This is a genomic window from Paraburkholderia aspalathi, assembly GCF_900116445.1.
In the GTDB taxonomy this organism is placed as follows: domain Bacteria; phylum Pseudomonadota; class Gammaproteobacteria; order Burkholderiales; family Burkholderiaceae; genus Paraburkholderia; species Paraburkholderia aspalathi.
Window position 1 is genome coordinate 163,662 of the sequence record NZ_FPBH01000003.1, and the last position, 24,124, is coordinate 187,785.

The window sequence follows — 24,124 nt, forward strand, 5'->3', positions numbered from 1 at the left end:
TCACCGACCCGACACTGATTCTGACTTTATGACCCAACCGACTCCGCAAATGCAGGTCATCTCGCTCCGCTACGCCGCACTGCCGCCCGAGAGTCGCGCCGCTTTCCGGCAACGTGTGGCCGCACAGCACATCGATCCGGCGACGCTGCCGATCGTGCCCATCGCCCGAAGTGCTGCGCACGGCGGCGACGCGCCGCTGTCGTTCGAACAGGAGCACCTGTGGTTCCTGTGGAAACTGCAACCGGACAACCCGGCCTATCACATGCCGGGCGCGATCGAGCTCGACGGCGAACTCGACGCCGCAGCGCTCGATCACGCGCTAGGCAGCGTCGCGCAGCAGCATCAGAGTCTGTGCACACGCTTCTTCCAGCGCGCGGATGGCGAGTTGCGACAGACAACGGAAGGCACGCCGCGGCCCGCTTGTCGCCTGCACGATCTGCGCGGCGCCGACGGCACCGCGCTCGATGCAACACTCGATGCCGCGCTGCGTCGCGCAGCCGTCGAGCCGTTCGACCTTGAAGCCGGTCCGCCAGTGCGCGCCGATCTGTTCCGTATTGGCGCCTCGCGTTATGTCCTCCTGCTGACCCTGCATCACATCGTCACCGACGGACATTCGATGAGCGTTCTGATCCGGGCATTGGCGCAAGCCTATCGGCAGGCATCGAGCAAAGCGCCAGCGCCCACCACCGCGCCCACGCTGCAATTTCGCGACTGCGCCGCATGGCAACGCGAATGGCTCGACGACGCCGCGCTGCAAACGCACATCGACTACTGGCGCGCGCAACTCGGCACGCACACGCCACCGTCCCCGTTACCGTTCGACCGTCCGCGCGCGCATCAGCCGAGCGCGGCGGGCGGCCGCGTGCGGCGCGAGATCGACGCGGCGCTGCTGGCGGGCCTGCAAACCCAGGCCGCCGCGCAAGGCGCGACACTTTTCATGGCGCTGCTCGCCGCCTTCGGCACGCTGTTATACCGCTACAGCAGCGAGAGCGATCTGCGCATCGGCGTACCGTCGAGCGGACGCGACAGTGTCGAAACCGAAAATCTGATCGGCTTTTTCGTCAACACGCTGGTAGTGCGTCAGCAGGTGGCGGGCAATCTGCCCTTCGGCACGCTGCTCGCGCAGACACGCCAGACATTGCTCGACGCGCAAGCGCATCGTGCGCTGCCATTCGCGCGTCTGGTCCGGTCGCTGCAGACTTCGCGCACCGACGACACGCCGCTCTTTCACGCGATGTTCAGCATGCAGCGCAGCGATCGCGCGGCGTTGTTGTCGCTGCCGGGTTTGAGCGTCACAACGCGCGAAATCGAAACCGGCGCCGCGCAATTCGACCTGTCGTTCAACGTCGTCGAACACGATCACGGCGCGCGGCTGAACATCGTCTATGCGTCCGACCGCTTCGATGCCGCGACGATCGAACGCCTCGCCGATCACTATGCCGAACTGCTCTGGCAACTGGCGCGCAACGCGAATCTTTGCATCGCCGACCTGCGCCTGAGCGACAGTGCGCAGGCGTCGCTACCTATCTCCGCCATTGAAGTCACGCAGCAAGCTCATGCCCCACGCGGCGTGTTGCAGCGAATCGCCGACCACGTGTGCTCGCGGCCCAATGCAGAGGCTGTGACCGGCGAGACCGGCGCCTTGACTTACCGCGAACTCGATCGCTGGTCGAACCGGATCGGCCGATGCCTCGCCGAACAAACCGGCGTGACGCCGGCGCCCGATGTCCGCATCGGCCTCTGCACGGGCCGCTCGCTTGCGCTCGTCGCAGGCGCGCTCGGCATTCTCAAAGCGGGTGCAGCCTATGTGCCGCTCGATCCGCGCTATCCGCCTGAGCGCCTGCACGACACGCTGCTCGATGCGAACATACGCTGCATCGTCGCTGATGCCGAAGGTATCGCGTCACTCGGCGCGTGGGCTACGGAACACGGCGTGGCGATCGTCGACGCAGCGGCGTTGCAGGATATCGAAACCGCTGACGCGGAAGCTTTCCCGCAGCAAACGACGCCGCACCCCGAACAACTCGCCTACGTGATCTACACGTCCGGATCGACCGGGCGGCCGAAAGGCGTCGGCGTCACGCACGCGAACCTGGCGCGCCTGTTCGACAGCACGGCTGCGCTGTTCGATTTCGGTCCCGACGACGTCTGGACGCTATTCCATTCGCACGCCTTCGACTTCTCGGTGTGGGAGCTGTTCGGCGCGCTGGCGCATGGCGGCCGGCTCGTCGTTGTCCCGTACTGGACAACGCGCGAACCGGCTGCGCTGCAGCGCCTGCTGTGTGAGCAGCGCGTGACGGTGTTGAACCAGACGCCGTCCGCGTTCGATGCATTAATGCAGGCCGATCTCGCGGCGTCCGAACCTTTCGCCAACGTGCGCGTAATCGTGTTCGGCGGCGAACGGCTCGAACCCGCGGCGCTAGCCGCATGGCATCGCGCGCGCGGCGCGCATGTGCCGGCGCTCGTCAACATGTACGGGATTACCGAAACGACCGTGCACGTCACCCATCGCGTGTTGCGCGACAACGATATTCACGGCACGACACAGGCGCTTTTGAGCCCTATCGGCAGCGCACTCGACGATCTGCAATTGCATCTGCTCGATGCCGATCTGAATCCGGTTCCGCCAGGCGCGAAGGGCGAACTGTATATCGGGGGCGCCGGTCTCGCGCGTGGCTATGCGAATCGTCCGGCACTGAGCGCCGAGCGTTTCGTTCCCGATCCGTTCGGTCTTCCCGGCGCGCGTTTGTATCGCTCCGGCGATGTCGCGCGGCGGCTGCCGGATGGCGAGCTCGCCTATCTCGGCCGCAACGATGCACAGGTGAAGCTGCGCGGTTTTCGTATCGAACCCGGCGAAGTGCGCGCGGCGTTGCTGAGCCATCCGGATATCGCTTCGGCTGAAGTGATCGCACGTGAGCATCCGCAACGGGGTGTGCAATTGATCGCCTACCTGGTCGCACGCCGCAACGCGGTCACGCTGCGTCAGGCCGCGCGCGCGCATGCCGCAGCGTATCTACCGGCGCATCTGGTGCCGTCGGCCTATGTCGTGCTCGACGCGCTGCCGCTCACCATCAACGGCAAACTCGATCGCCACGCGCTGCCCGCTCCGGACGATGCGGCATTCGGCGCCGAACACGTGAGTGCCGGTGCAAATACCGATGCGCCAGTACCGCCGCTGTCGCCGGTCGGTCTGCGCCTCGCCGATCTTTGGCGCGAGGTGCTCGGTGTCTCCCATGTCGATGCCGATGATGATTTCTTTGCTCGCGGTGGCCATTCATTGCTGGCAGTCAAGCTTGCGGCGCGAATCGAACAGGCCTTCGCCGTGCAACTGCCCTTGCGCATCTTCTTCGATCATCCGCGGCTCGGCGCGCTCGCCGCGCAACTGGAAACGGCGCTTGCCAGCAGGCATCCTGATGGTCAATCGCAGCGGCAAGCGCTCGTGCGGCGTCCGGCTGCGCAAACCTGCGTGCCGCTGTCGCATGCACAGGAACGGCTCTGGTTCCTCTGGCAATTCGATCCGCAGGACACCGCCTACAACATCACGTGCGCGGTGAATCTGCATGGGGCGCTCGACGCCGTCGCGTTGCGCGGCGCCTTCGACGCGCTATCGCTGCGGCACGAGGCGTTACGCACGTCGTTTGGCGAAGAGGATGGTGTCGGCTATCAGGAGGTTCATGCCGCGCCGCGCTACACATGGACGGCGCACGATCTGCGTACGAGCGCGCCGGACGCACGTGAGTCCGGCGTCGCGTCACGATTGAGCGATGCCGCGCGTGCACCGTTCGATCTGACTGTCGATCCGCTGTTGCGCGTCACGCTGATTCACGTCGACGCCGAACACCATGTGCTGCATCTCGCCCTGCATCACATCATCGCTGACGGCGAGTCGGTCGATCTGCTGATCGACGAGTTGATCGCGCTGTATCGCGCAGCGCTGGACCACGCGGATTTCACCGCGCTGCCCGAACTGGGCGTGCAATACGGCGATTACGCGCGCTGGCAGCGACTGCACGCCGACGACACGGCACTCGCGCGCCAACTCGGCTATTGGCGCGACTTGCTTGGCGAAACCGATCCCGTCCTCGAACTGCCGCTCAAACAGCCGCGCGCGGCACAGCGGCGGCGTGGACTCGGCCGCACCGTCCGCACACTCGACACCGCGCGGATGCAGGCGCTGCGTCATCTCGCCGAAGCGCATCAGGCTAGCCTCTTTATCGTGATGCTCGCGGCACTCGACGTCCTGCTGCAACGCTATAGCGGACAGAACGAGATCCGCGTCGGCGTGCCCGTTACGGGCCGCACGCAAGTCGAGACTGGACGGATGATCGGTTGCTTCGTGAACACGTTGGTGATGACGGCGGACATCAGCCGCGCGGACACGTTCGCAGCACTGATCGCGCACGTCCGGCAGCGCTCGCTCGACGCGCACGCTCACGCGGACCTGCCGTTCGCGCGGCTCGTCGAAGCGTTGCAACCGAACCGCGAACGCAACACGACGCCGCTGTTTCAGGTGATGTTCAACTATCAGCAGGCGGCAGCGCCGACGCAAGCGTTGCCCGGACTGCGGATCGAGCCGCGCGATGCGCAAGCGGATGCGGTGCAGTTCGATCTGAAACTGGACGTCACCGGCGCAGCGGATTACGCGCGCCTGCACTTCGATTTCGCCGATGATATTTTCGCGGCGTCGACGATCGAGCGGATGGCGGATCACTTCGTCGAACTGGTCGATCAGGTGATTGCTCGACCTGAGGTCGAATTGCGCTCGCTGACAGTGAGTTCGCCGAAGCGCGAGGCGGTGCCGCTTGCGCGTTATACGTTTGTGCCAGTGAGCCAGCGTATTGCGCAGACCGGTGCGCGGCGACCTGATGCCGTTGCCCTTACCGGTGAGCAGGAAAGCCTCACGTATCGTGAGCTGCTTGACCGGGCTTCGGCCATCGCCCAGCGGCTGCTGCGCGACGGCGTGCAGCGCGACACCTGCGTCGCCGTCTGCGTCGCCCGTGGCCCTGCGCTGCTCGCCGCCATGCTCGGCGTGTGGCAGGCCGGCGCGGCCTATCTGCCCGTCGATCCGTCCTATCCGCCCGAGCGCATCGCCGCGATGCTCGAGGATGCGCAGGTGCTGCATGTGCTCGCCGATGCCGCTACGGTTACCGATCAGCACAGCCCCGCGCTGTTTGCCGGGCGTCAGGTGGTCGAGCTCGCCGCCGTGCGGCACGCTTCCCACTCCGGTCACCGCACCCACACACTACCCGCCCTCCACCCCGACCAGCTCGCCTACGTCATCTACACCTCAGGCTCCACCGGCAGGCCCAAAGGCGTCGGCGTCACCCACGGCGCGCTCGACCGCCTCCTCGCCAGTGTCGATCTGCGCCCCGGCCTGCGCGATGACGATCTCTGGCTCAGCGAATCGGCACCCGTGTTCGACATCTCCCTGCTCGAATTCTGTCTGCCGCTCGTGCGCGGCGTGCCGCTCGAGCTCGTCTCCTCGCAGACCGCCCGGGACGGCATCGCGCTCGCCGCTCGCCTCGAAGCGAGCCGCGCCACCGTCTTCCAGGCTACCCCCAGCGGCTGGCGCATGCTGCTCGAAGCCGGCTGGCGCGCCGATCTGTCCGTGCCGCACCGCCCGCTGCTCGGCCTGAGCGGCGGCGAACCGCTGCACCCCGATCTCGCCGCCGCGCTGATCGCCCGCGGCGTGGCCTTGTGGAATCTGTACGGCCCGACCGAGACCACCATCTATTCCGCCGGCGCCCAGGTCTTCACCGCTCAGCCCATCACTCACGGCGATCCCTTGCCCGACACCGTGCTGCGCGTGATCGACTCGCACGGCCTCGCCGTGCCCGACGGCGGACTCGGCGAACTGTGCATCGGCGGCCGCAATCTCGCGCGCGGCTATCTGCGCCGCCCGGCTCTCACCGCCGAGCGCTTCGTGCCCGATCCCGACGGCGCGCCCGGTACCCGCCTCTACCGCACCGGCGACCTCTGCCGGCTGCGCGACGATGGCCGGCCCGAACCGCTTGGCCGTCTCGACCAGCAGGTCAAGCTGCGCGGCTACCGGATCGAGCCCGGCGAGATCGAAGCCGCGCTCTGTGCCTGCGACGGCGTGAAGAACGCCGCCGTGGCGATCAGGGGCGAAGGCGCGCAGCAGCGCCTGATCGGCTACATCACCGGCACAGCGGACACCCGTGTGCTGGGAACCCGGCTCGCCCGTTCACTGCCAGCGCACATGCTGCCCTCGGCCATCGTCACGCTCGATGCGCTGCCGCTCACGCCCAGCGGCAAGCTCGACCGTCGCGCATTGCCTGAACCCGCATGGCAGGACGACGACACGCCCGTGGTCACGCCGCGCTCGCCCCGTGAAGCCGCCCTGCTCGATATCTGGCAGACCGTGCTCGGCCATCCCGTCGCCAGCGTCACCATCAACTTCTTTGCGGCCGGCGGCGATTCGATCCTGAGCCTGCAGCTGATTTCGCGCGTGCGCAACGCCGGCTGGCATCTCACGCCCAAACAGATCTTCGAGCATCCGACTATCGCGCAACAGGCCCAGCTTATGACTGTTTGCGCCGATGCGACAAGCCGGGCCGCCGAGCACCACGATGCGTTGCCGTTGACGCCGATCCAGGCAGCGTTCTTCACGAAACGTCCGGATGGCGAGTCGCACTGGAATCAGTCCGTGCTGCTCGACACCGCGGACGCGCTCGATCCCGACCGCCTCAGCGACGCGCTGACCGCGCTGGTCCAGCGTCACGATGCGCTCCGACTGCGCTTCACGCGCGACGGCAATGGCAACGGTAACAGTGACGCCCCGCGCTGGCAGCAGCGTGTGGTCGCTCGCGAGGACGCTGCGCTGCTGCGCCACGTCGAACTCGATTCCGCCGACTGGGACAACGCGTTGGCGAAGCAAGGCGCGACGATCCAGCAAAGTCTCGACATCGAGCACGGTCCGCTGTTGCGCGCCGGCTATTTCGAAGCGGGCTCACGCCGCCGCCTGCTGATCGCGATTCATCATCTCGCGGTCGACGGCGTGTCGTGGCGCGTTCTGCTCGACGACCTGCGCGCGCTCTACGCCGACCAACCTTTGCCCACCCTCACAACGCCCTGGAGCGCTTGGGTCAACGCCCAGGCGAACAGTGCCGCACCGGCTGCCGCGGAACTCGACTATTGGGCGCACACGCTCACGGCTGAGCAACGTGCGTTGCCGGACCACCTCGTCCGCGAGCCCGCGCGAGGCATGGTCGATCGCAGTCTCGCCGCGAGCCGCACGGTCAGCATCGAACTCGACGCAACCAGCACGCGCCGTCTGTTGCAACACACATCGCATGCCTATCGCACCCGTCCCGACGACCTGCTGCTTGCGGCGCTTGCGCAAACGCTCGGCGCGTCGTCGAGTCATGACGCGCCGGTGTTGATCGATCTTGAAGCACACGGCCGCAGCACCTCGCTCGATACCGTCGATCTCGACCGAACAGTAGGCTGGTTCACGGTTCAATACCCGTTCGCCTTGCCGCGCGCGCAGACGCCGGCGGCGACACTGATCGCGGTCAAAGAGGCGCTACGTGCCGTGCCGGAACAAGGGCTTAATTTCGGTCATTTGCGCGAGGCCGGCAGAAGCGCCTCGCTCGACGGAATAACCGACGCCGGACGTCAGGCAGCACTCGCGCTCTGGCCTCGCGCCCAGGTCCGCTTCAACTATCTCGGCCAGTTCGATCAGGCGCTCGCCGGCAGTCACACGGTGAATTCACCGGATGGCGCCCCGCGCCTGCACTTTTCTCACGACTTCGCCGGCGCGCCGCTTGCGGGCGCCGACACCATGGACCACCTGCTCGACATCACCGCGCTGGTGGTGGACGGCGTGCTCGATCTTCACTGGCGCTTCAGTCCCGACGTACTGGACGCGGACGCGGTCGAACGACTCGCCGCGCAAACCGCGCAGGCGCTGCGCGAACTGATCGCGCATTGTGTCGATGCGCCGCCGGGTGCCACCGCCGCCGACTTCCCGCTCGCGCGTATCGGCCAAGCCACGCTGGAAGCCATGCGGCTGCCGCTCGGCAACATCGAAGACATCTATCCAGCGACACCGCTGCAGCAAGGTCTGCTGTTTCATAGCCTGCTCACGGCCGGCGCGGGCATGTACCTGAACCAGTTGCGCCTGACGCTCGACGGCGCGCTCGACCCACGCGCGTTACTCGCTGCCTGGCAGGACATGCTCGACCAGCATCCGGTGCTGCGCACGCATTTCGAACTCGGCCAGGAAAGCGGTCCCCTTCAGGTGGTGCATCGACATGCCGTCGTGCCATTCGCGACGCATGACTGGCGTGCCCACGCCACCGATTACGATGCCCGCCTCGCGCAATGGCTCGGCGCCGATCTGCGCAGCGACTTCGATCCGGGCCGCGCGCCGCTGATGCGTGTCGCGCTGTTCGCGCGGCCTGACGGTGCACACGATCTGGTGTGGACCAGCCACCATGCGTTGCTCGACGGCTGGAGCAGCGCGCAATTGCTCAACGCGCTGTCGCAAGCGTATCGGGCCCGCACGCGCAGCGGCACACACGCAGCGCAGCTCGCGACCCGCGCTTCCAGTGCGCCGACGGCATCTATTGCACCCTATCGCGACTACGTCCGCTGGCTCGCACACGACACCGCCACCCGCGATCATGCCGACTGGTGGCGCACCCTCGCAAGTCACGCCGACGAAGCGGCGTTGCTTGCACCTAGCCTCGGGCGTCCGCAGCAACGCGAACCTGGCTCGCATGACTGGTCGACGCGGCTCGCCGGCGGTCTGCACGCCCGCCTGCTGCAAGCCGCGCAGCGCGCCCAGGTGACCTTGAACACGTTGATGCAAGGCGCGTGGGCGATCCTGCTCGCACGCTACGGCGGCCGTCATCGCGCCGCCTTCGGCGTGACCGTGTCCGGCCGCCCGGCGGACTTGCCCGGTGTCGAACGGATGATGGGCCTGTTCATCAACAGCGTGCCGCTGTGGGTCGACGCGCCCGCCAGTGCGCCAACCACCGACTGGCTGCGCGAGCTGCACACGCTGAACCACGCGTTGCGCGAGCACGAACACACGCCGATCACGCGCATCCAGCAATGGACCGGCCGCAGTGGCGACAACCTGTTCGACACGCTGTTCGTGTTCGAAAACTATCCGCTCGATCGAGCGCTCGACGCGCACGGCGACGGCCTGACGGTTCGCGCGCAGCAGAGCGCCGATCGCACCCATTACCCGCTGACGCTCGCCGTGCTGCCACGCGAACGGATCGACCTGCAATGGGCGTGGGACGGCGAGCGTTTCGAGCGTACGACGATCGAGGGGCTCGCCGCGGACTACGAGCGGATCCTGACGCAACTGGCCGCCGCCGTGATGGATCGCGACCCGGCGCACGTGCGTCGCATTGCGCGGCTCGGCGACATCGCGTTGTCCGGCGAGACGCTCGATTCGCAGCCGCAACGCCGCTATGACTTCGAACCTGTGATGCCGCGCTTCAGCGCGCGCGCCGCCCGCCAGCCGGACGCCATCGCGCTCGCCTGCCGCGGCGCGACCTTGAGCTACCGCCAACTCGACGACTGGAGCAACCGCATCGGCGCGCGGCTCAAGCGCGCGGGCCTGCGCAGCGATCAGCGCGTCGGCGTATGCGTGACGCGCGGCGTCGGTCTGCCGGTGGCGCTGTTCGGCATCTGGAAGGCCGGTGGTGCCTACGTGCCGCTCGATCCGACCTATCCGCGCGAGCGTCTGGCCGGCATGCTCGACGATGCCGACGTGCGCCACGTAGTCGCCGATGCCGCGTGCGTCGCGCAACTGGGCGCGCTGTTCGCGGGACGCGAGGTGATCCGCATCGATACCGCCGATGCGGCCGAAGCGAACCACGGCGTCATGAGCGTAGAAGACGCAGCGCCGGAAGGCTGGCATCAACCGATCGAGCCGGAACAACTCGCCTATGTGATCTACACCTCCGGCTCGACCGGCAAGCCCAAGGGTGTCGCGCTCAGTCATCGTGCGTTGAGCCTGCATCTGGCGGACTTCCAGTCTGTCTATGGGATCGGCGCCGGCGACGTCGTGCTGCAATCGTCGACGATCAATTTCGACGTCGCCTTGCACGAGTTGCTGCCCGCGCTGCTGCAAGGCGGCCGCGTCGAAATGCGCGGCCCCGATGCGTGGGACATCGATACGCTGAACGCGACGCTCGTCGACGCCGACGTCACGTTCGCGCGCATTCCAACCTCGTTGTGGCAGCAATGGCAGCGCGCCGCGCCGCCCGCGGCGGCGTTGCAATCCTTGCGGCAGATCACCGTCGGCGGCGAAGCGCTGGCCGGCGATACGCTCGCCCGCTGGCGCGCCGGTCCGCTCGCGGCGATCCACGTCGACAACCTGTATGGTCCGACGGAGACCGCGGTCGCGGCGCTCTATCACCGCACCGGCGCCGCCGACGAAGCGCACGTGATCGTGCCGATTGGGCGTCCCTATCCTGGCCGCGGCGTCGCGCTGCTCGACGACGACGGCGTGCGGGTTCCGCACGGCGGCATCGGCGAACTGTGCATCAGCGGCGACTGTCTCGCGCGCGGTTATCTGGGACGGCCGGGTCTGACGGCCATGCAGTTCGTTCCCGATCCAGACGGCTTGCCCGGCGCACGTCTGTACCGAACCGGCGACCTGTGCCGCTTCGGCGCGGACGGGACGGTGCAGTTTCTCGGCCGGATCGACCAGCAGATCAAGCTGCGCGGCCAGCGTATCGAGCCGGGTGAGATCGAAGCGGCGCTGCGCAGTTGCGCGGGGGTCACGCAGGCACTCGTCGCGCTGCACGGCGAAGGCGAGCATCAGCGCCTGATCGCCTATGTGGTCGGCATGGTCGAGACCGAGTCGCTCATCCACGCGCTAAGCGCGCGCTTGCCCGAAACGTGGATACCTGGCGCCTTCGTCATGCTCGAGCGCCTGCCGATGCTGCCCAACGGCAAGCTCGACCTCCGCGCGTTGCCACCGCCCGCGCCGCCGGCAGACGCGCCCGCGGTCGCGCCGCGCAATCCGGTCGAGCAGACGATCGCCGAGGTCTGGCAGGACGTGCTCGGCGTGCCGACGGTGTTCGTGCACGACAACTTCTATGCCCTCGGCGGCCATTCCCTGCTCGCTGTGCAGATCGCCGCGCGGCTCACGCGCGCCTTGCAGCAAACCGTGCCGCTCGCCGCCGTGCTCGCGCAAGCCACCGTCGCGCGGCTTGCAGAGTCGCTGCGCGAGGCATCCGATGCGCAGGCGCAAACCCGGGTGGCGCAAGCCGCCCAACGCGACACGATGAAACAGTTGCTGGCCGAACTGGATTGAGAACTTGAGACACCCTATGCCCACCGACGCAAGTCAAGAAAACCTCGAAATCGCGCAGCGTTATGCCGCCTTGCCCGCCGACAAGCGGGCCCGCTTCAAGGCGCGGCTGCGCGAGCACGGCATCGACGGGTCGATCCTGCCGATCGTGCCGCTCGCGATCCGGCCGGCACGTGCGCCGCTGTCGCACGCCCAGGAACGCTTGTGGTTCCTGTGGCGGCTCGACCCCGCCAGCAACGCGTACACCATCTCGCGCGCGCTGCGCCTCGATGGGCCGCTCGATACGGCCGCGCTCGATGCAGCGCTCGCGGCGCTCGTCGAGCGTCATGAAGTATTGAGAGCAGGTTTCGGAGAAGACGGCGGCGTGCCATTCCAGTTTGCCCGCGCAGCGGACACGGGCATACGCGCGGTCTATCAGGATCTGCGCGCGACGGCGGGCCACACCAGCGCTGAAGACCGCGAGGCGCGCTTACGCGCCCGACTATTGCACAACGCCGCGCTGCCCTTCGACCTCGAACGTGACCCGCTGCTGCGTTTCGAGGTGCTGCGGATAAGCGACGAGTCGCATGTGGTGCAGATCGCGATCCATCACATCGTCTCGGACGCGTGGTCGATGGGTATCCTGATTCGCGACTTCGTCTCGCTTTACGGCGAGGCGCAGCGCGGCCACGCCCTATCGTCCGCAGGACCCGCGCTTCAGTACAGCGACGTCGCGCTATGGCAACGCGAGTGGATCGACAGCGACACACTGGCGCGGCAGATGTCGTACTGGACCACTCAACTGGCGGGCACCGCGCCCGTGTTGTCGCTGCCTGCGGATCGGCCCAGACCGGCGCTGCGCGACGGCAGTGGCGCGCGTCACGCGCTGGATCTCGACGCAGTGCTCGCGACCCAGCTGAAAAATCTCTCGCGCCGCAACGACGCGACGCTGTTCATGACGCTGCTGCACGCCTTCAACCTGCTGCTGCATCGCTATAGCGGCGAAGCCGATATCTGGGTCGGCGTGCCGGTGGCGGGACGTCAACGCGCTGAGACGCACGCGGTGATGGGATTTTTCGTCAACACGCTGGTGATCCGCAGCCGGATATCGGCATCGCTGCCGGCGCAGCAGCAATTGCGCACACTGCGCGATACCGTGCTCGAGGCCCAGGCGCACGAGGACCTGCCGTTCGCGCATCTGCTCGACCGGTTGCAGACCGACCGTGATCTGTCTCACGCACCGCTGTTTCAGGTGATGTTCAACCTCGACTACGCGGACCCGGCCGCGCGCATCGAATTGCCGGGCCTCTGTGCCACGCCGGTGGACAGCGACGCTGGCACGGCTCGCTTTGACCTCACGCTCAACGTGATAGAAGCGCCGGACAGCCTGCGGGCGATTTTCGGCTACGCGCGCGACATGTTCGACGCCGCCACCATCGAACGCTTCGCGCGCGACTATCGCGCGGTGCTCGAACAACTCGTCGGCGACCCGGCGCTCAAGCCTGGCGACATCGCGTTGTCCGGCGCGGCGCTCGTTTCGCAGGCCGAACTGCGCTATCCGTTTCTGCCCGTGGTGCCGCGCATCGTTGCTCGCGCGGCGTCGCAACCCGACGCGCCCGCGGTTTACTGCGGCGACGCGATGCTGAGCTACGGTGAGCTCGATCAGTGGAGCAACCGGATCGCGCGCCGCCTCAAAAGCGTGGGCGTCGGACGCGATGCGCGCGTGGGCGTCTGCATGACACGGTCGGCTGGACTGCCGGCCGCGTTGCTGGCGGTGTGGAAAGCGGGCGGCGCGTACGTGCCGCTCGACCCTGATTACCCCAGTGAGCGTCTGCGTGACATGCTCGACGATGCGGGCGTGGTCGCCGTCATCGTGGATCGCGCCCGCAGTGATCCGTCTGGTGAGCAACCCGGCGGCCAACCTGGGGTTCGATTCGGCGAACTGTTCGCCGCCCGCCCGCAGATCGATATCGACGACGTCGCCAATGAAGACGCCGCTGGTTGGGACGAGCCCGTGCATCCCCGCCAACTCGCCTACGTGCTCTATACCTCAGGCTCGACCGGCCGTCCGAAAGGCGTCGCCCTGGATCACGAGGCGCTGAGCCTGCATCTGCGTGACTTCTGCGACGCTTACCGCATTGGCGCCGACGACGTGATGCTGCAATCGTCGACGATCAATTTCGATGTCGCGTTGCACGAGCTCCTGCCGGCGCTCCTCGCCGGCGGCGCCGTGCGCATGCGTGGGCCGCAGGCGTGGACGCTCGACACGCTGAACGCGGCGCTCGTCGACGGCAAAGTCACTTTCGCGCGCATTCCCACGGCGCTCTGGCAGCAGTGGCAGCGCAGCGCGCCGTCTGCCGAAGCGCTGCGCGAGCTGCGCCAGGTCACGGTGGGCGGCGAGGCCTTGCCTGGCGACGCGCTCGAGCGCTGGCAACGCGGGCCGCTACGGCACATCGCACTCGACAATCTGTACGGACCGACCGAGACCGCGATCGCCGCGTTGCATCACGTCACGTGCGGCGCGGATGCCGCGCAGGCGGTCGTACCGATCGGCCGCCCTTATCCGGGACGCGGCGCCGTCGTATTCGATCCCGACGGCAACCGGATGCCGCACGGCGGCGCAGGCGAGCTGTGCATCACCGGCGCATGCGTAGCGCGCGGCTACCTCGGCCGCGCGGCGCTGACCGCTGAACGCTTCGTGCCGGATCCGGACGGGCCGCCCGGCGCACGCCTCTATCGCAGCGGCGACCTGTGCCGTGTACGCGAGGACGGCGCGATCCAGTTTCTCGGCCGGCTCGATCAGCAGGTCAAGCTGCGCGGCCAGCGCATTGAACCCGGCGAGATCGAAGCGGCGTTGCGTGATTGCCCGGAGGTGGCCGAAGCGGCCGTCGTCCTGCACGCGAACGGCGAACAGCAGCAACTGGTCGCCTACGTCGTCGGCAACGCGCAAACCGGCGCGCTGCAGGAGGCGCTCGCGCAGCGGCTACCGGTATTCATGATGCCGGCCACCTTCATCACGCTCGAGCGTCTGCCGACAATGGCGAACGGTAAGCTCGATCGCCGCGCATTGCCGGCGCCCGCACCGGTCACGGCGCCGGCGGCGGAGCGCGTGGCGCCACGCAACCGGCGCGAACAGGTGTTGCTGGAGATATGGGAACAGGTGCTGGGATGCGAAGTCGGCGGCGTGACCGTCAATTTCTTTGCGGCTGGTGGCGACTCGATTCTGAGTCTGCAACTATTGGCCCGTGCGCGCGCCGCGGGTCTCGTGCTGACGCCGAAGCAGGTGTTCGAACATCCGAGCATCGCGCAAATGGCCCAGGTGGCGCGCGATGTCGATGCAGACGCGCAGTCCGCAAGCGCCGCCGAACTGCGCGACTCGCAGCCACTGACGCCCATCCAGGCCGCGTTCTTCGACAAGCATCCGCACGGGCTCGCGCACTGGAATCAGGCGGTCCTGCTGGAAGTACGCGACGCGCTCGATCCCGCCGCGCTGGAAGGCGCGCTGCAGCAATGGGTCGCGCGGCACGACGCGCTGCGCCTGCGGTTCGAACGCGACGTCAGCGTGCCGGACGGCAGCGCACCGCGCTGGCGGCAACGCGTCGCCTCTATTGAAACGGCAGCCTTGTTGCACCACATACTGCTCGCGCCGCAGACATGGGAAGCCGACCTCGCCACAGCCGGTGCGGCGCTGCATCGCAGCCTCGATCTGCAACACGGGCCGTTGCTGCGCGCGGCGTATTTTGAAGCGGGCGCAGAGCGGCGTCTTCTGATCGTGATTCATCACCTGGTTGTCGACGGCGTGTCATGGCGCGTTCTGCTCGAAGAGTTGCAGGCGCTGTATGAACGCCCGGATGCCGCCTTGCCGGCTATCACGACGCCGTGGAGCGTCTGGGCCTCGCGTCAGTCCAGCTACGCGCAGCAGGCCGAACGTTTGTGGCAACTGGCGTGGTGGCAGCGCATGCTGCATGGCGCGACCGCCGCGCTGCCGCTCGAAGGTGAAGGCGACCGGCGTCTGTCGGCAAGCCGCGTGGTGACAGTGAAGTTGACGGTGGACGCGACCCAGCGGCTGCTGCTGCGCGGCTCACGCGCGGACGGCGTGCGCACCGAGGAAATCCTGCTGGCAGCGCTCGCCCAGACGCTCGGGCCATGGGCCGGCGCAGCGCGCCTGCTGATCGATCTCGAAGGCCACGGCCGGGAAGATCTGATCGAGGACGTGGATCTGAGCCGCACAGTCGGCTGGTTCACGACGCAATATCCGCTTGCGTTGCCGCACCATGCCGACCCGGCGCACACACTTGGCACGGTACGCGACATCCTGCGCGCGGTGCCCGACAAAGGCTTTTCGTGGGGCGCACTGAAGTACTTCGGCGAGGACGCAAGCCGCGCGGCGATTGCAGCACTGCCGGTTGCATCATTGCGCTTCAACTATCTCGGACGATTCGATCAGGCACTGCCTTCAGATGGCCGCTTCGGCTTTGCCAGCGAGCGCTCCGGCGCGCAAGCGGACGATAGCGACACGATGGATCACGCACTCGATATCGGCGCGCTGATCTCCGCTGACCGCCTGAGCGTGCATTGGCGGTACAGCCCCGGCGTGCTGAGCGAGGCGAGCGTAACGCGGCTCACGCGCCGCTTCGAGGACGTGCTGCTCGGTTTGATCGATGCCGACGCCGATGCCGCGCCTGCTCACTCGCACAATGTAACGGCGCGCCCCGACGTGGGTGAATCAGCGGCTCACGAACTCGCCCCATCGCTCCTGCAGGACTCCCCCGAGGCAGTCGAAAAAGATCGCGCGGTCTTCGCGCTGTGGATGCAGCGCGTTCGTCTCGAGGTCGCACTCGGCGCTCTCGCGCGCTCACGGCTCGCATCGCCGCCTTCCGCTGCTGCTGCGGCGGAAGAACATGCTGCGCGGTTTGGGCCGCTTCCTGCGGGCATTGTCCCGCTCAACGATCTGAGCGCCCCGCATGCGGTGTTCTGTATCCATGCGGGCCACGGCCTGGTGGCCGAATACCGGTCGCTCGCGAAAGCGCTGAACGGCAAGGCGACACTGTTCGGTTTGCAGGCACCGTTGCTCTGCGACAGCACCTGGTATGCGGAAAACTTCGACGACATGGCAGCCGACTACGTTGCACGTATCCGTGCGGTGCAACCACATGGGCCCTACCGGTTGCTCGGCTGGTCGTTCGGTGGACGGGTGGTGATGTCGATGGTCGAGCAACTGGAGCGTTGCGGTGAACAGGTCGCGCTCGCCGGGATCATCGACGCACTGCCCGATCGCGATCTCGACGACAACGTGCAGGCCGAAGTCCGAGCGTTACGGATCTGGATTGCACAGCATGCCGCGCGCGATGTGAACGCCGCCGAGCGTACGTTATTCGAAGATGCCTGCGACGTGATTCTCGAGCACGGCCGTATTGTGGAGACCTTCCGGATGCCGGCGCTGCGCACACCGCTCTCGCTCTGGTGGTCCACCGAATCGATCGACAGCGGCAAACCGCGCGACTGGTCGTCGCGCACCGGCGCAAGCGAAACCGTGCTGGCGGAAATCCCCGCTGGACACACCAGCATCATGCATCACCCGATGCTGCTCGACAGCGTACGTGGACTATTCGAATGACGTCGCGCCTGCTGCTGGAAACCCGCGCCGCGTACGCTCGCGCTACGTCATATGGCGGGCGGTTCGCGGAACTGTTGGCGGAACTGCTGGGGCGTGCTGCCGAACGCGCGCCTGAACATCACGGTGAAGGTGCGCACGTCGGCATAACCCAGGTCTTGCGCAACCTGACTCGCCGCGTGGCCGACCGACAGTTTGGACATCGCCTCAGCAAGGCGCAGCTGTTCGCGCCACTGCCCGAAGCTCATGCCCGTTTCCTGCCGAAACAGCCGGGCAACCGTGCGCGAACTGGCGCCGACCCGATCAGCCCACAACTCCAGCGTGTCGTTGCTAGCGGGTTGCGCGATCAGACTTTCGCAGATGTTCCGCAGACGGGCATTGGCAGGCAGCGGCAGGCGCGCGGTGCGCGCGCCGTCTGCGGCGTCTGCCGCGTCGGCGGCATCTTCCAGAAGACGCAGGATCAACGGCACGATCAGAGCCGTGCGGCTCTCGCCGGCTTCATCGGGACCGGAGTCGAACATGCCGAGAATCGTGGCGCGCAGCAGATCGCCGACCGGAATCACACGGCACTCCTGTTTTTGCGGCGCGAGCGAGTCCGGCTCGATGTACAGCGTGCGCATGGAGACCTGTCCGACCATATGCAATTCATGCTCGATCTGCGATCCGATCAGCAGGGCATTGCCGGCCGTCAGCATCCACAGACCGAGCGGCGTAATCGCACGCACGATGCCGCTGGTTGCGTAGACCAGTTGCGCGCGATGATGACAGTGGGCGATTTCATGCGTTCCGTCGACGTAGTCGATCGCTTGCGCGATCACTTTTCGACCGGCAAAACTCTCGCCGAACGTTTGCAATTTGGGTCGTGTCATGACCCAACTAAACACTTTATTTTCAATTGATACATCGACTCAGCCAATTATGTCCATTTTTATGTCAATGTTGTCCTGACTGACGACAGGCTATCAGATTATATTGCTATGCGGCCTGCGTAACGGCCCGCACTTCCGTCGTACCCCCACCCGGTTCAAAGATGTATCGATAGCCATCAAGAGCTAGCCAAACCAGCAGTTTTATATTTATTGCGAATCATTCTCACTATCATTAACAGTCAATTGGGGAATTAACATGAGTACCGGGGTGCGCGGATCGACCGCGCTGAGCAATGCGTTGCTGTTCTGTCTGCTGAGCGGAACATCGGCGGTGTACGCACAATCGTCAACGGACGACGCGGTGGGCAAAACCGCCGAAGTGTCCAGCTTGCCGACCGTCAAGGTAACGGGCAATCGGGACAACTCGCTCGTCGGATCGGCTGACGGTTACGTGCCGATCACGGCCGTGACGGCGACCAAGACGGACACGCCGCTGATCGAGACGCCCCAATCGGTGTCGGTAGTGACGAGCGACCAGATGACCGCACAAGGTGCGCAGACGGTTGCTGAAGCGTTGCGCTACACCGCCAGCGTGTTGCCGGAAATCCGCGGCGCTTCGGCGGCCGGCGCGTCTTATCTGTTCAGCCGCGGCTTCTACCTCGAGCAGTATCTGGACGGCGCCCGGATGCCGAGCGATGTCAGCTTCGGCTACGCGATCCCGAGTTTCGACCCGTACGGGCTCGAGCGCATCGACATCGTGCACGGTCCGGCATCGGTCCTGTACGGTCAGGCCGCGCCCGGTGGCGTAGCGAACCTCGTCAGCAAGCAACCTACCGCCACGCCCATTCACGAAGTCTTCGTGACCACCGGCAGCCACAATCGCATGCAGGCGGGCGTCGATCTGGGTGGCCCGGTGACCACCGACGGCAAGCTCACGTACCGATTCACCGCCACCGGGCTCGACACGCGCACTCAGGTGGAAGGCACGCGGCAGAAGCGCATCTACATCGCGCCGGCCGTCACGTGGAAGCCGGATGAAAACACGACGCTGACGGTTCTGGCGAAGTACCAGCGCGATCCGGACGTCGGCTATTACAACTTCGTGCCCGCGGTTGGCAGCGTGCTGTTCAACCCGGCGGGCCAGATCTCGTCGCACACGAACGTGGGCGATCCTGACTTCGATCATCATTCGCGCACGCAGCTTTCGGTGGGCTACGAGTTTGAACATCGGTTCAATCCGACCTGGACGTTCCGCCAGAACACGCACTACACCTACGTGAAAGACGATCTCGCGAACGTGTTCCCGTACGGCTACGCCTCCGGTTCGAACACCACGCTGAACCGCTACACGTTCTTCAACAAGGAAAGCGCCAAGGTCTTCAGCATCGACAACCAGGCACAGGCCAAGCTGAATACCGGCCCGGTCTCGCACACCATGCTGTTCGGTTTCGACTTCCAGCGCGTGCTCTATGGTGAAGACGTGGGTGCCGCGTTCAACGCATCGTCGCTGAATGTATTCGACCCGGTCTACGGCAACAACACGATGCCGGCCGAGACCTCCTACGATCAGATTCGCCAGAAACAGTTTGGCGTCTACGCGCAAGACCAGATGGCGTGGGGCAAGTGGCGTTTCCTGATCGGCGCGCGCGAAGACTGGGTTTCAGCCGACGACAACAATCCCGTCACCGCCTCTTACGAAGCGCAATCGGCGCGTGCGTTCACGTGGCGCACCGGTCTTGTCTATCTGTTCGACAGCGGGATCGCGCCGTACGCGAGCTTCTCGAAGTCGTTCGACCCGCAGGTGGGGCAGCTCTACGGCGGCGGCATGGCGAAGCCGACCACCGCGCAGCAGTATGAAGTAGGCGTCAAGTATCAGCCGCCTGGCTACAACAGCTTTATCACGGCGTCATTGTTCAACCTGACCGAACACAACGTGCTGACCTCCGACCTCGACCACTCGGGCTACTACACGCAAGCCGGCGAAGTGCGCGCGCGCGGCCTGGAACTGGAAGGTCATGCGAGCCTGACGAACAACCTGGATCTGGTCGCGTCGTACACCTACCTGAACGACGTCACCACCGAGTCGAACGACACGACGACGACCATCTCGGGCGATACGACGTCGCTTCAGAACAAGCGCGTGTGGGGCATCCCGCGCAACATCGCGTCCGCATGGCTCGACTACACCCTGCATGCAGGGCCGATGCGCGGCCTGGGCTTCGGCGGTGGCGTCCGGTATCTCGGCTCCAGCTACGACGCGTCCAATTCGATCAAGGTGTCGTCGGTGACGCTGTTCGATGCGACTGTCCACTACGACACCGGTCTGCATTGGCTCTTCTCGCTGAACGCGAAGAACCTGTTCAACCGTCAATACGTCGCGTCCTGCTTCAGCTCGGCGACCTGCACGTACGGCGACGGAGTGGAAGTCCTCGCCACCGCCCGCTACCGCTGGTAAGCAAAAAGGAAAAGCGTGTTGAACGACATGACCCAGCAGCAACTCGAACAGCGACCGGCGAGCCTGGCACATCACGACACCGCCGGGCCGGCGCCCCGCGCGTTATACCAGCTTGACGGCGCGTCGTTCGAAGCCGACGGCCGGGTCCTGTTGCAACCGCTCACCCTCTCGTTGAACGCGGAACGCATGATCGCGCTGATCGGCCACAACGGCTCCGGCAAGAGCACCTTGCTCAAGCTGCTCGCGCGTCAACAGGCGCCCACGCGCGGCACGGTGCGCCTGAACGGCACCGGCGTCGCCGCGTGGCCCGCCCGCGACTTCGCGCGGCAGGTGGCCTACCTGCCGCAAAATCCGCCCACCGGCACCGGCATGACCGTGCGTGAGCTGGTCGCGCTGGGCCGCTATCCGTGGCATGGCGCGCTCGGCCGCTTGCGAGCGGCGGATCACGCAAAAATCGACGAAGCACTGCATCTCACCGACACGGCGCGCTTCGCGTCGCAACTGGCCGATCATCTGTCGGGTGGTGAACGGCAACGCGTCTGGCTTGCGATGCTGGTCGCGCAAGGCGCTTCGTGCCTGTTGCTCGACGAACCCACATCCGCACTCGACATCGCGCATCAGATCGACGTGCTGCGGCTTCTGCGCGAACTGACCGACAGCCACGCATTGACGGTGGTCATCGTGTTGCATGACATCAATCTGGCCGCGCGCTTCTGCGACGAACTGATCGCATTGCATAGCGGCCGCCTGCTGACAAGCGGCACGCCCGAAGCGCTCATGCGCGCCGACGTGCTCGAATCGATTTACGGCATTCCAATGGATATCGTTGTGCATCCGCATAACGGTAGCCGGCTCGGCGTGGCGCGCTGATATGCGACGCCGCGATTTTCTCCGTTCCGCCGTGTTGGCGCCCTTGCTCGGCACGCCGCTAGCCGGCGCGCGCGCGGCCGCGAACCTCATCACGCCAGCGCCCGCGCCGCGCCTCGTCGTGCTGGATTGGGGACTGGTCGAAACGCTGCTGGCACTCGGCATCACGCCCGTGGGTGTCGCCGAGACCGAGGCCTATAACGACAGCGTGGTCACCCCGCTCGTGCCGGCACACGTGCCCGATGTCGGGCTGCGTCTCGCGCCGAGCCTCGAACTTTTACAGCAACTCGCGCCCGATCTCATTCTTATCAACTCGAGCCAGGAATCACAGCGCGCGATGCTCGAGCGTATCGCGCCGGTGCGTGCGTTCGCCGTCTATACCGACACCGGCGCGCCCTATCGCCATTCGCAGGACGTCACGCTGCAACTGGCCGAACTGTGCGGCCGCACCGGCGCGGGCCACGCGCTGATCGACGCGACTGAGCGCGTGCTTGCCAGAAGCCGCACGCAAATCGCAGCGCGGCGCGCCCGGCTGCAAGGACCCGATCCACAGCGGCCGCTCTATCTGATCCGTTTTTTCGATGGCCGGCATGTCGGCGTGTACGGCGCGCGCAGTCTGTTCCAGGACGTGATGGATGCGCTCGATGTCGCCAATGCCTGGCATGGTCCGACCGATTATTGGGGTATCGGCGTGGCCGGGCTCGAGAAACTCGCCGTATCGCCCACCGCGGACGTGCTCTATTTCGATCCGCTGCCGAACGGCGTCGCGCGCACATTGAGCTCGAACCGCCTGTGGCACGCGCTGCCCGCGGTTGCCGCGGGACGTGTCGCCATGCTGCCGCCGTTCTGGGGCTTCGGCATGCTGCCTTCGGCCGCGCGCTTTGCCGTGGCGCTGACCGCTACGCTCACGCGCGCCCCGGCAACCGACGCCGCGGTGGCAACGCAGGCACGCCTATGAATATCGCCCGCCCACACGCACCGCATCTCGTGATACGTCCGTGGCTGCCCGCCGCGCTGACTTTGCTCGTGCTCGCCGCAGCCGTTGCGCTAAGCATCGACAGTCTCTCGGCGATTCTGCCGCCGTCGCTGTGGTGGCACGCGCTGTGGTCGCCGGATACGCACGACATCCAGCAGATCATCGCCCACGATAGCTGGCTGCCGCGTCTCGTGGTCAGCTGGTTGTGCGGCGCCATTCTCGGACTCGCCGGCACGGTCTTCCAGCAGGTATTGCGCAATCCGCTCGCCGAGCCGATGACGCTCGGCGTCTCGGCCGGCGCGCAACTCGCGTTGACGGTCGCCACGCTATGGGCGCCCGCGCTGCTCGGCGCCGCCGGCCAGTGGGTCGCGCTCGGCGGCGCGCTGATTACTGCAGCGATCGTGTTCGGCCTGTCCTGGCGCAGCGGGCTCGCGCCGGTCACGGTCGCGGTCGCGGGACTCGTCGTTACGTTGTATTGCGGATCGATCGGCGTCGCGCTCCAGTTGTTTTACGCACCGTATCTGCAGAGCTTGTTCATCTGGGGCGGCGGCTCGCTCATCCAGCAGGACTGGAGCAACGTGACGATGCTCGCATCGCGTCTCGCGATCGGCGGCGGGATCGCGTTCCTGCTGCTACGGCCCATGACGCTCTTCGGTCTCGACGACGCCAATGCCCGCAGTCTCGGTCTGTCGCTGCGCCGCATGCGGCTCGTCGCGCTGGCGCTCGCGGTGGTGCTGAGCGCGGCCGTAGTCAGTGCGGTCGGGGTCATCGGCTTTGTCGGCTTGGCCGCGCCCGCGCTCGCACAGATGGCGGGCGCGCGCCGCCTGTCGCAGCGTCTGGTGATCGCGCCGTTGTGCGGTGCGCTGATTCTGTGGCTCACGGATCAAGCGGTGCAACAGTTGTCCGGCGCGATGGGCGATCTGATTCCGACCGGCGCGGCGACCGCGTTGTTCGGCGCACCGTTGATGCTGATGCTGCTCGCCCGGATGCATCGGACCACGCGGCTGCCGGCCAGCAGCGAAGACATCGCCCGCAGTCATTCCGTGCCCCCTGCTTCGCTGCGGCGGCGTTTCTTTGGCATCGCGCTGCTCATGCTCGTCGTCTCCGCGCTCGCGCTGGATTTCGGCCACGGCCCACATGGCTGGCATTTCAGCAGCCTCGACGAGTTCTCGCGCGTGGCCATCTGGCGCGTCCCGCGCGCAGCCGCCGCGCTTGCCGCCGGCGCCATGCTCGCGGTAGCCGGCACGCTGATGCAAAGGGTGACCGGCAATGCGCTCGCCAGCCCCGAGGTGCTCGGCGTGAGCGCCGGCGCCGCACTCGGTCTGATCGCGCTGGTGATCGGATGGAATGACGCGGGACACATCGAGCGTATCGCAGCGAGCACAGCGGGCGCCTTGAGCGCCCTGCTCGCGATCCTCTGGTTCTCGCAGCGCTCGCGCTTCGCACCCGATCGCGTGCTGCTGGCGGGCATTGCCATCGGCGCCTTGTTCCAGGCGGTGGTCGCGGTGGCGATTGCGAGTGGCGGCGAGCGAGCGGCGACGCTGCTGCAATGGCTCGCCGGCTCCACCTACACGATCACCCCAATCGACGCGGCGCTCGCACTCGTTCTGTGCGTCGTCCTGTGCGCGTTGACGCCGCTGTGTAACCGCTGGCTGCAGATCCTGCCGCTTGGCGAAGCATCGGCGCGCGCGCTCGGCGTATCGACGCGCGGCGCCCGCTTTACGCTGCTATGTCTGATCGCGCTGCTGACGGCTGCCGCCACGCTGGTCGTCGGTCCGCTGTCTTTCGTCGGCTTGACCGCGCCGCATTTCGCGCGTCTTCTCGGCGCGCGCCGGCCATTGCAGCAAGTGCTGCTGGCCGCGCCGATCGGCGCGCTGACGATCGTCACAGCCGACTGGCTCGGCCGTGCGCTGCTGATGCCACGCGAGCTGCCGGCGGGCCTTGTCGCGACCTTGATCGGCGCACCTTATCTGATGTGGCTGCTCGGCCGGCGCCGCTAAAGCACGCCTGCACGACCCACCATTCAGTCTTTTTGCACTAGAACTTTAGATATTCCAGGAGA

The 24,124-nt window shown here is 66.4% G+C and carries 7 protein-coding genes; 6 read left to right on the forward strand and 1 reads right to left on the reverse strand.

The window, feature by feature from the left end; translation table 11 throughout:
• Positions 1-28 precede the first annotated feature (28 nt).
• The gene (locus tag BM438_RS05800) at positions 29-11,305 is read left to right on the forward strand and encodes a non-ribosomal peptide synthetase (RefSeq protein WP_167378311.1); all 11,277 of its coding nucleotides are present in this window, start codon (positions 29-31) and stop codon (positions 11,303-11,305) included.
• Between the two features lie 16 nt (positions 11,306-11,321).
• Positions 11,322-16,898, forward strand: a complete 5,577-nt coding sequence (locus BM438_RS05805) for a non-ribosomal peptide synthetase (RefSeq protein ID WP_093633369.1) — start codon at positions 11,322-11,324, stop codon at positions 16,896-16,898.
• Positions 16,899-16,945: 47 nt separating this feature from the next.
• On the opposite strand, the gene BM438_RS05810 is transcribed toward BM438_RS05805, so the two are convergent.
• Entirely contained in the window at positions 16,946-17,764 is an 819-nt protein-coding gene (locus BM438_RS05810; protein ID WP_093633370.1) for an AraC family transcriptional regulator, read from the reverse strand.
• 256 nt (positions 17,765-18,020) lie between these two features.
• On the opposite strand from BM438_RS05810, the gene BM438_RS05815 reads away from it, so the two are divergent.
• The 4 genes from BM438_RS05815 to fhuB are packed head-to-tail and all read left to right on the forward strand — an operon-like array spanning position 18,021 to position 24,062.
• A complete protein-coding gene (locus BM438_RS05815) occupies positions 18,021-20,219 on the forward strand; it encodes a TonB-dependent siderophore receptor (RefSeq protein WP_093633371.1) in 2,199 nt (732 codons plus the stop codon).
• Positions 20,220-20,237: 18 nt separating this feature from the next.
• On the forward strand, positions 20,238-21,089 hold the full coding sequence (locus BM438_RS05820) for an ATP-binding cassette domain-containing protein (RefSeq protein ID WP_208620610.1): 852 nt from the start codon (positions 20,238-20,240) through the stop codon (positions 21,087-21,089).
• 1 nt (position 21,090) lies between these two features.
• A complete protein-coding gene (locus BM438_RS05825; RefSeq protein ID WP_093633372.1) occupies positions 21,091-22,044 on the forward strand; it encodes an ABC transporter substrate-binding protein in 954 nt (317 codons plus the stop codon).
• Positions 22,041-24,062, forward strand: a complete 2,022-nt coding sequence (fhuB, locus tag BM438_RS05830; RefSeq protein WP_093633373.1) for a Fe(3+)-hydroxamate ABC transporter permease FhuB — start codon at positions 22,041-22,043, stop codon at positions 24,060-24,062. The genes BM438_RS05825 and fhuB overlap by 4 nt, the downstream gene beginning before the upstream one ends.
• Positions 24,063-24,124: the final 62 nt, after the last annotated feature.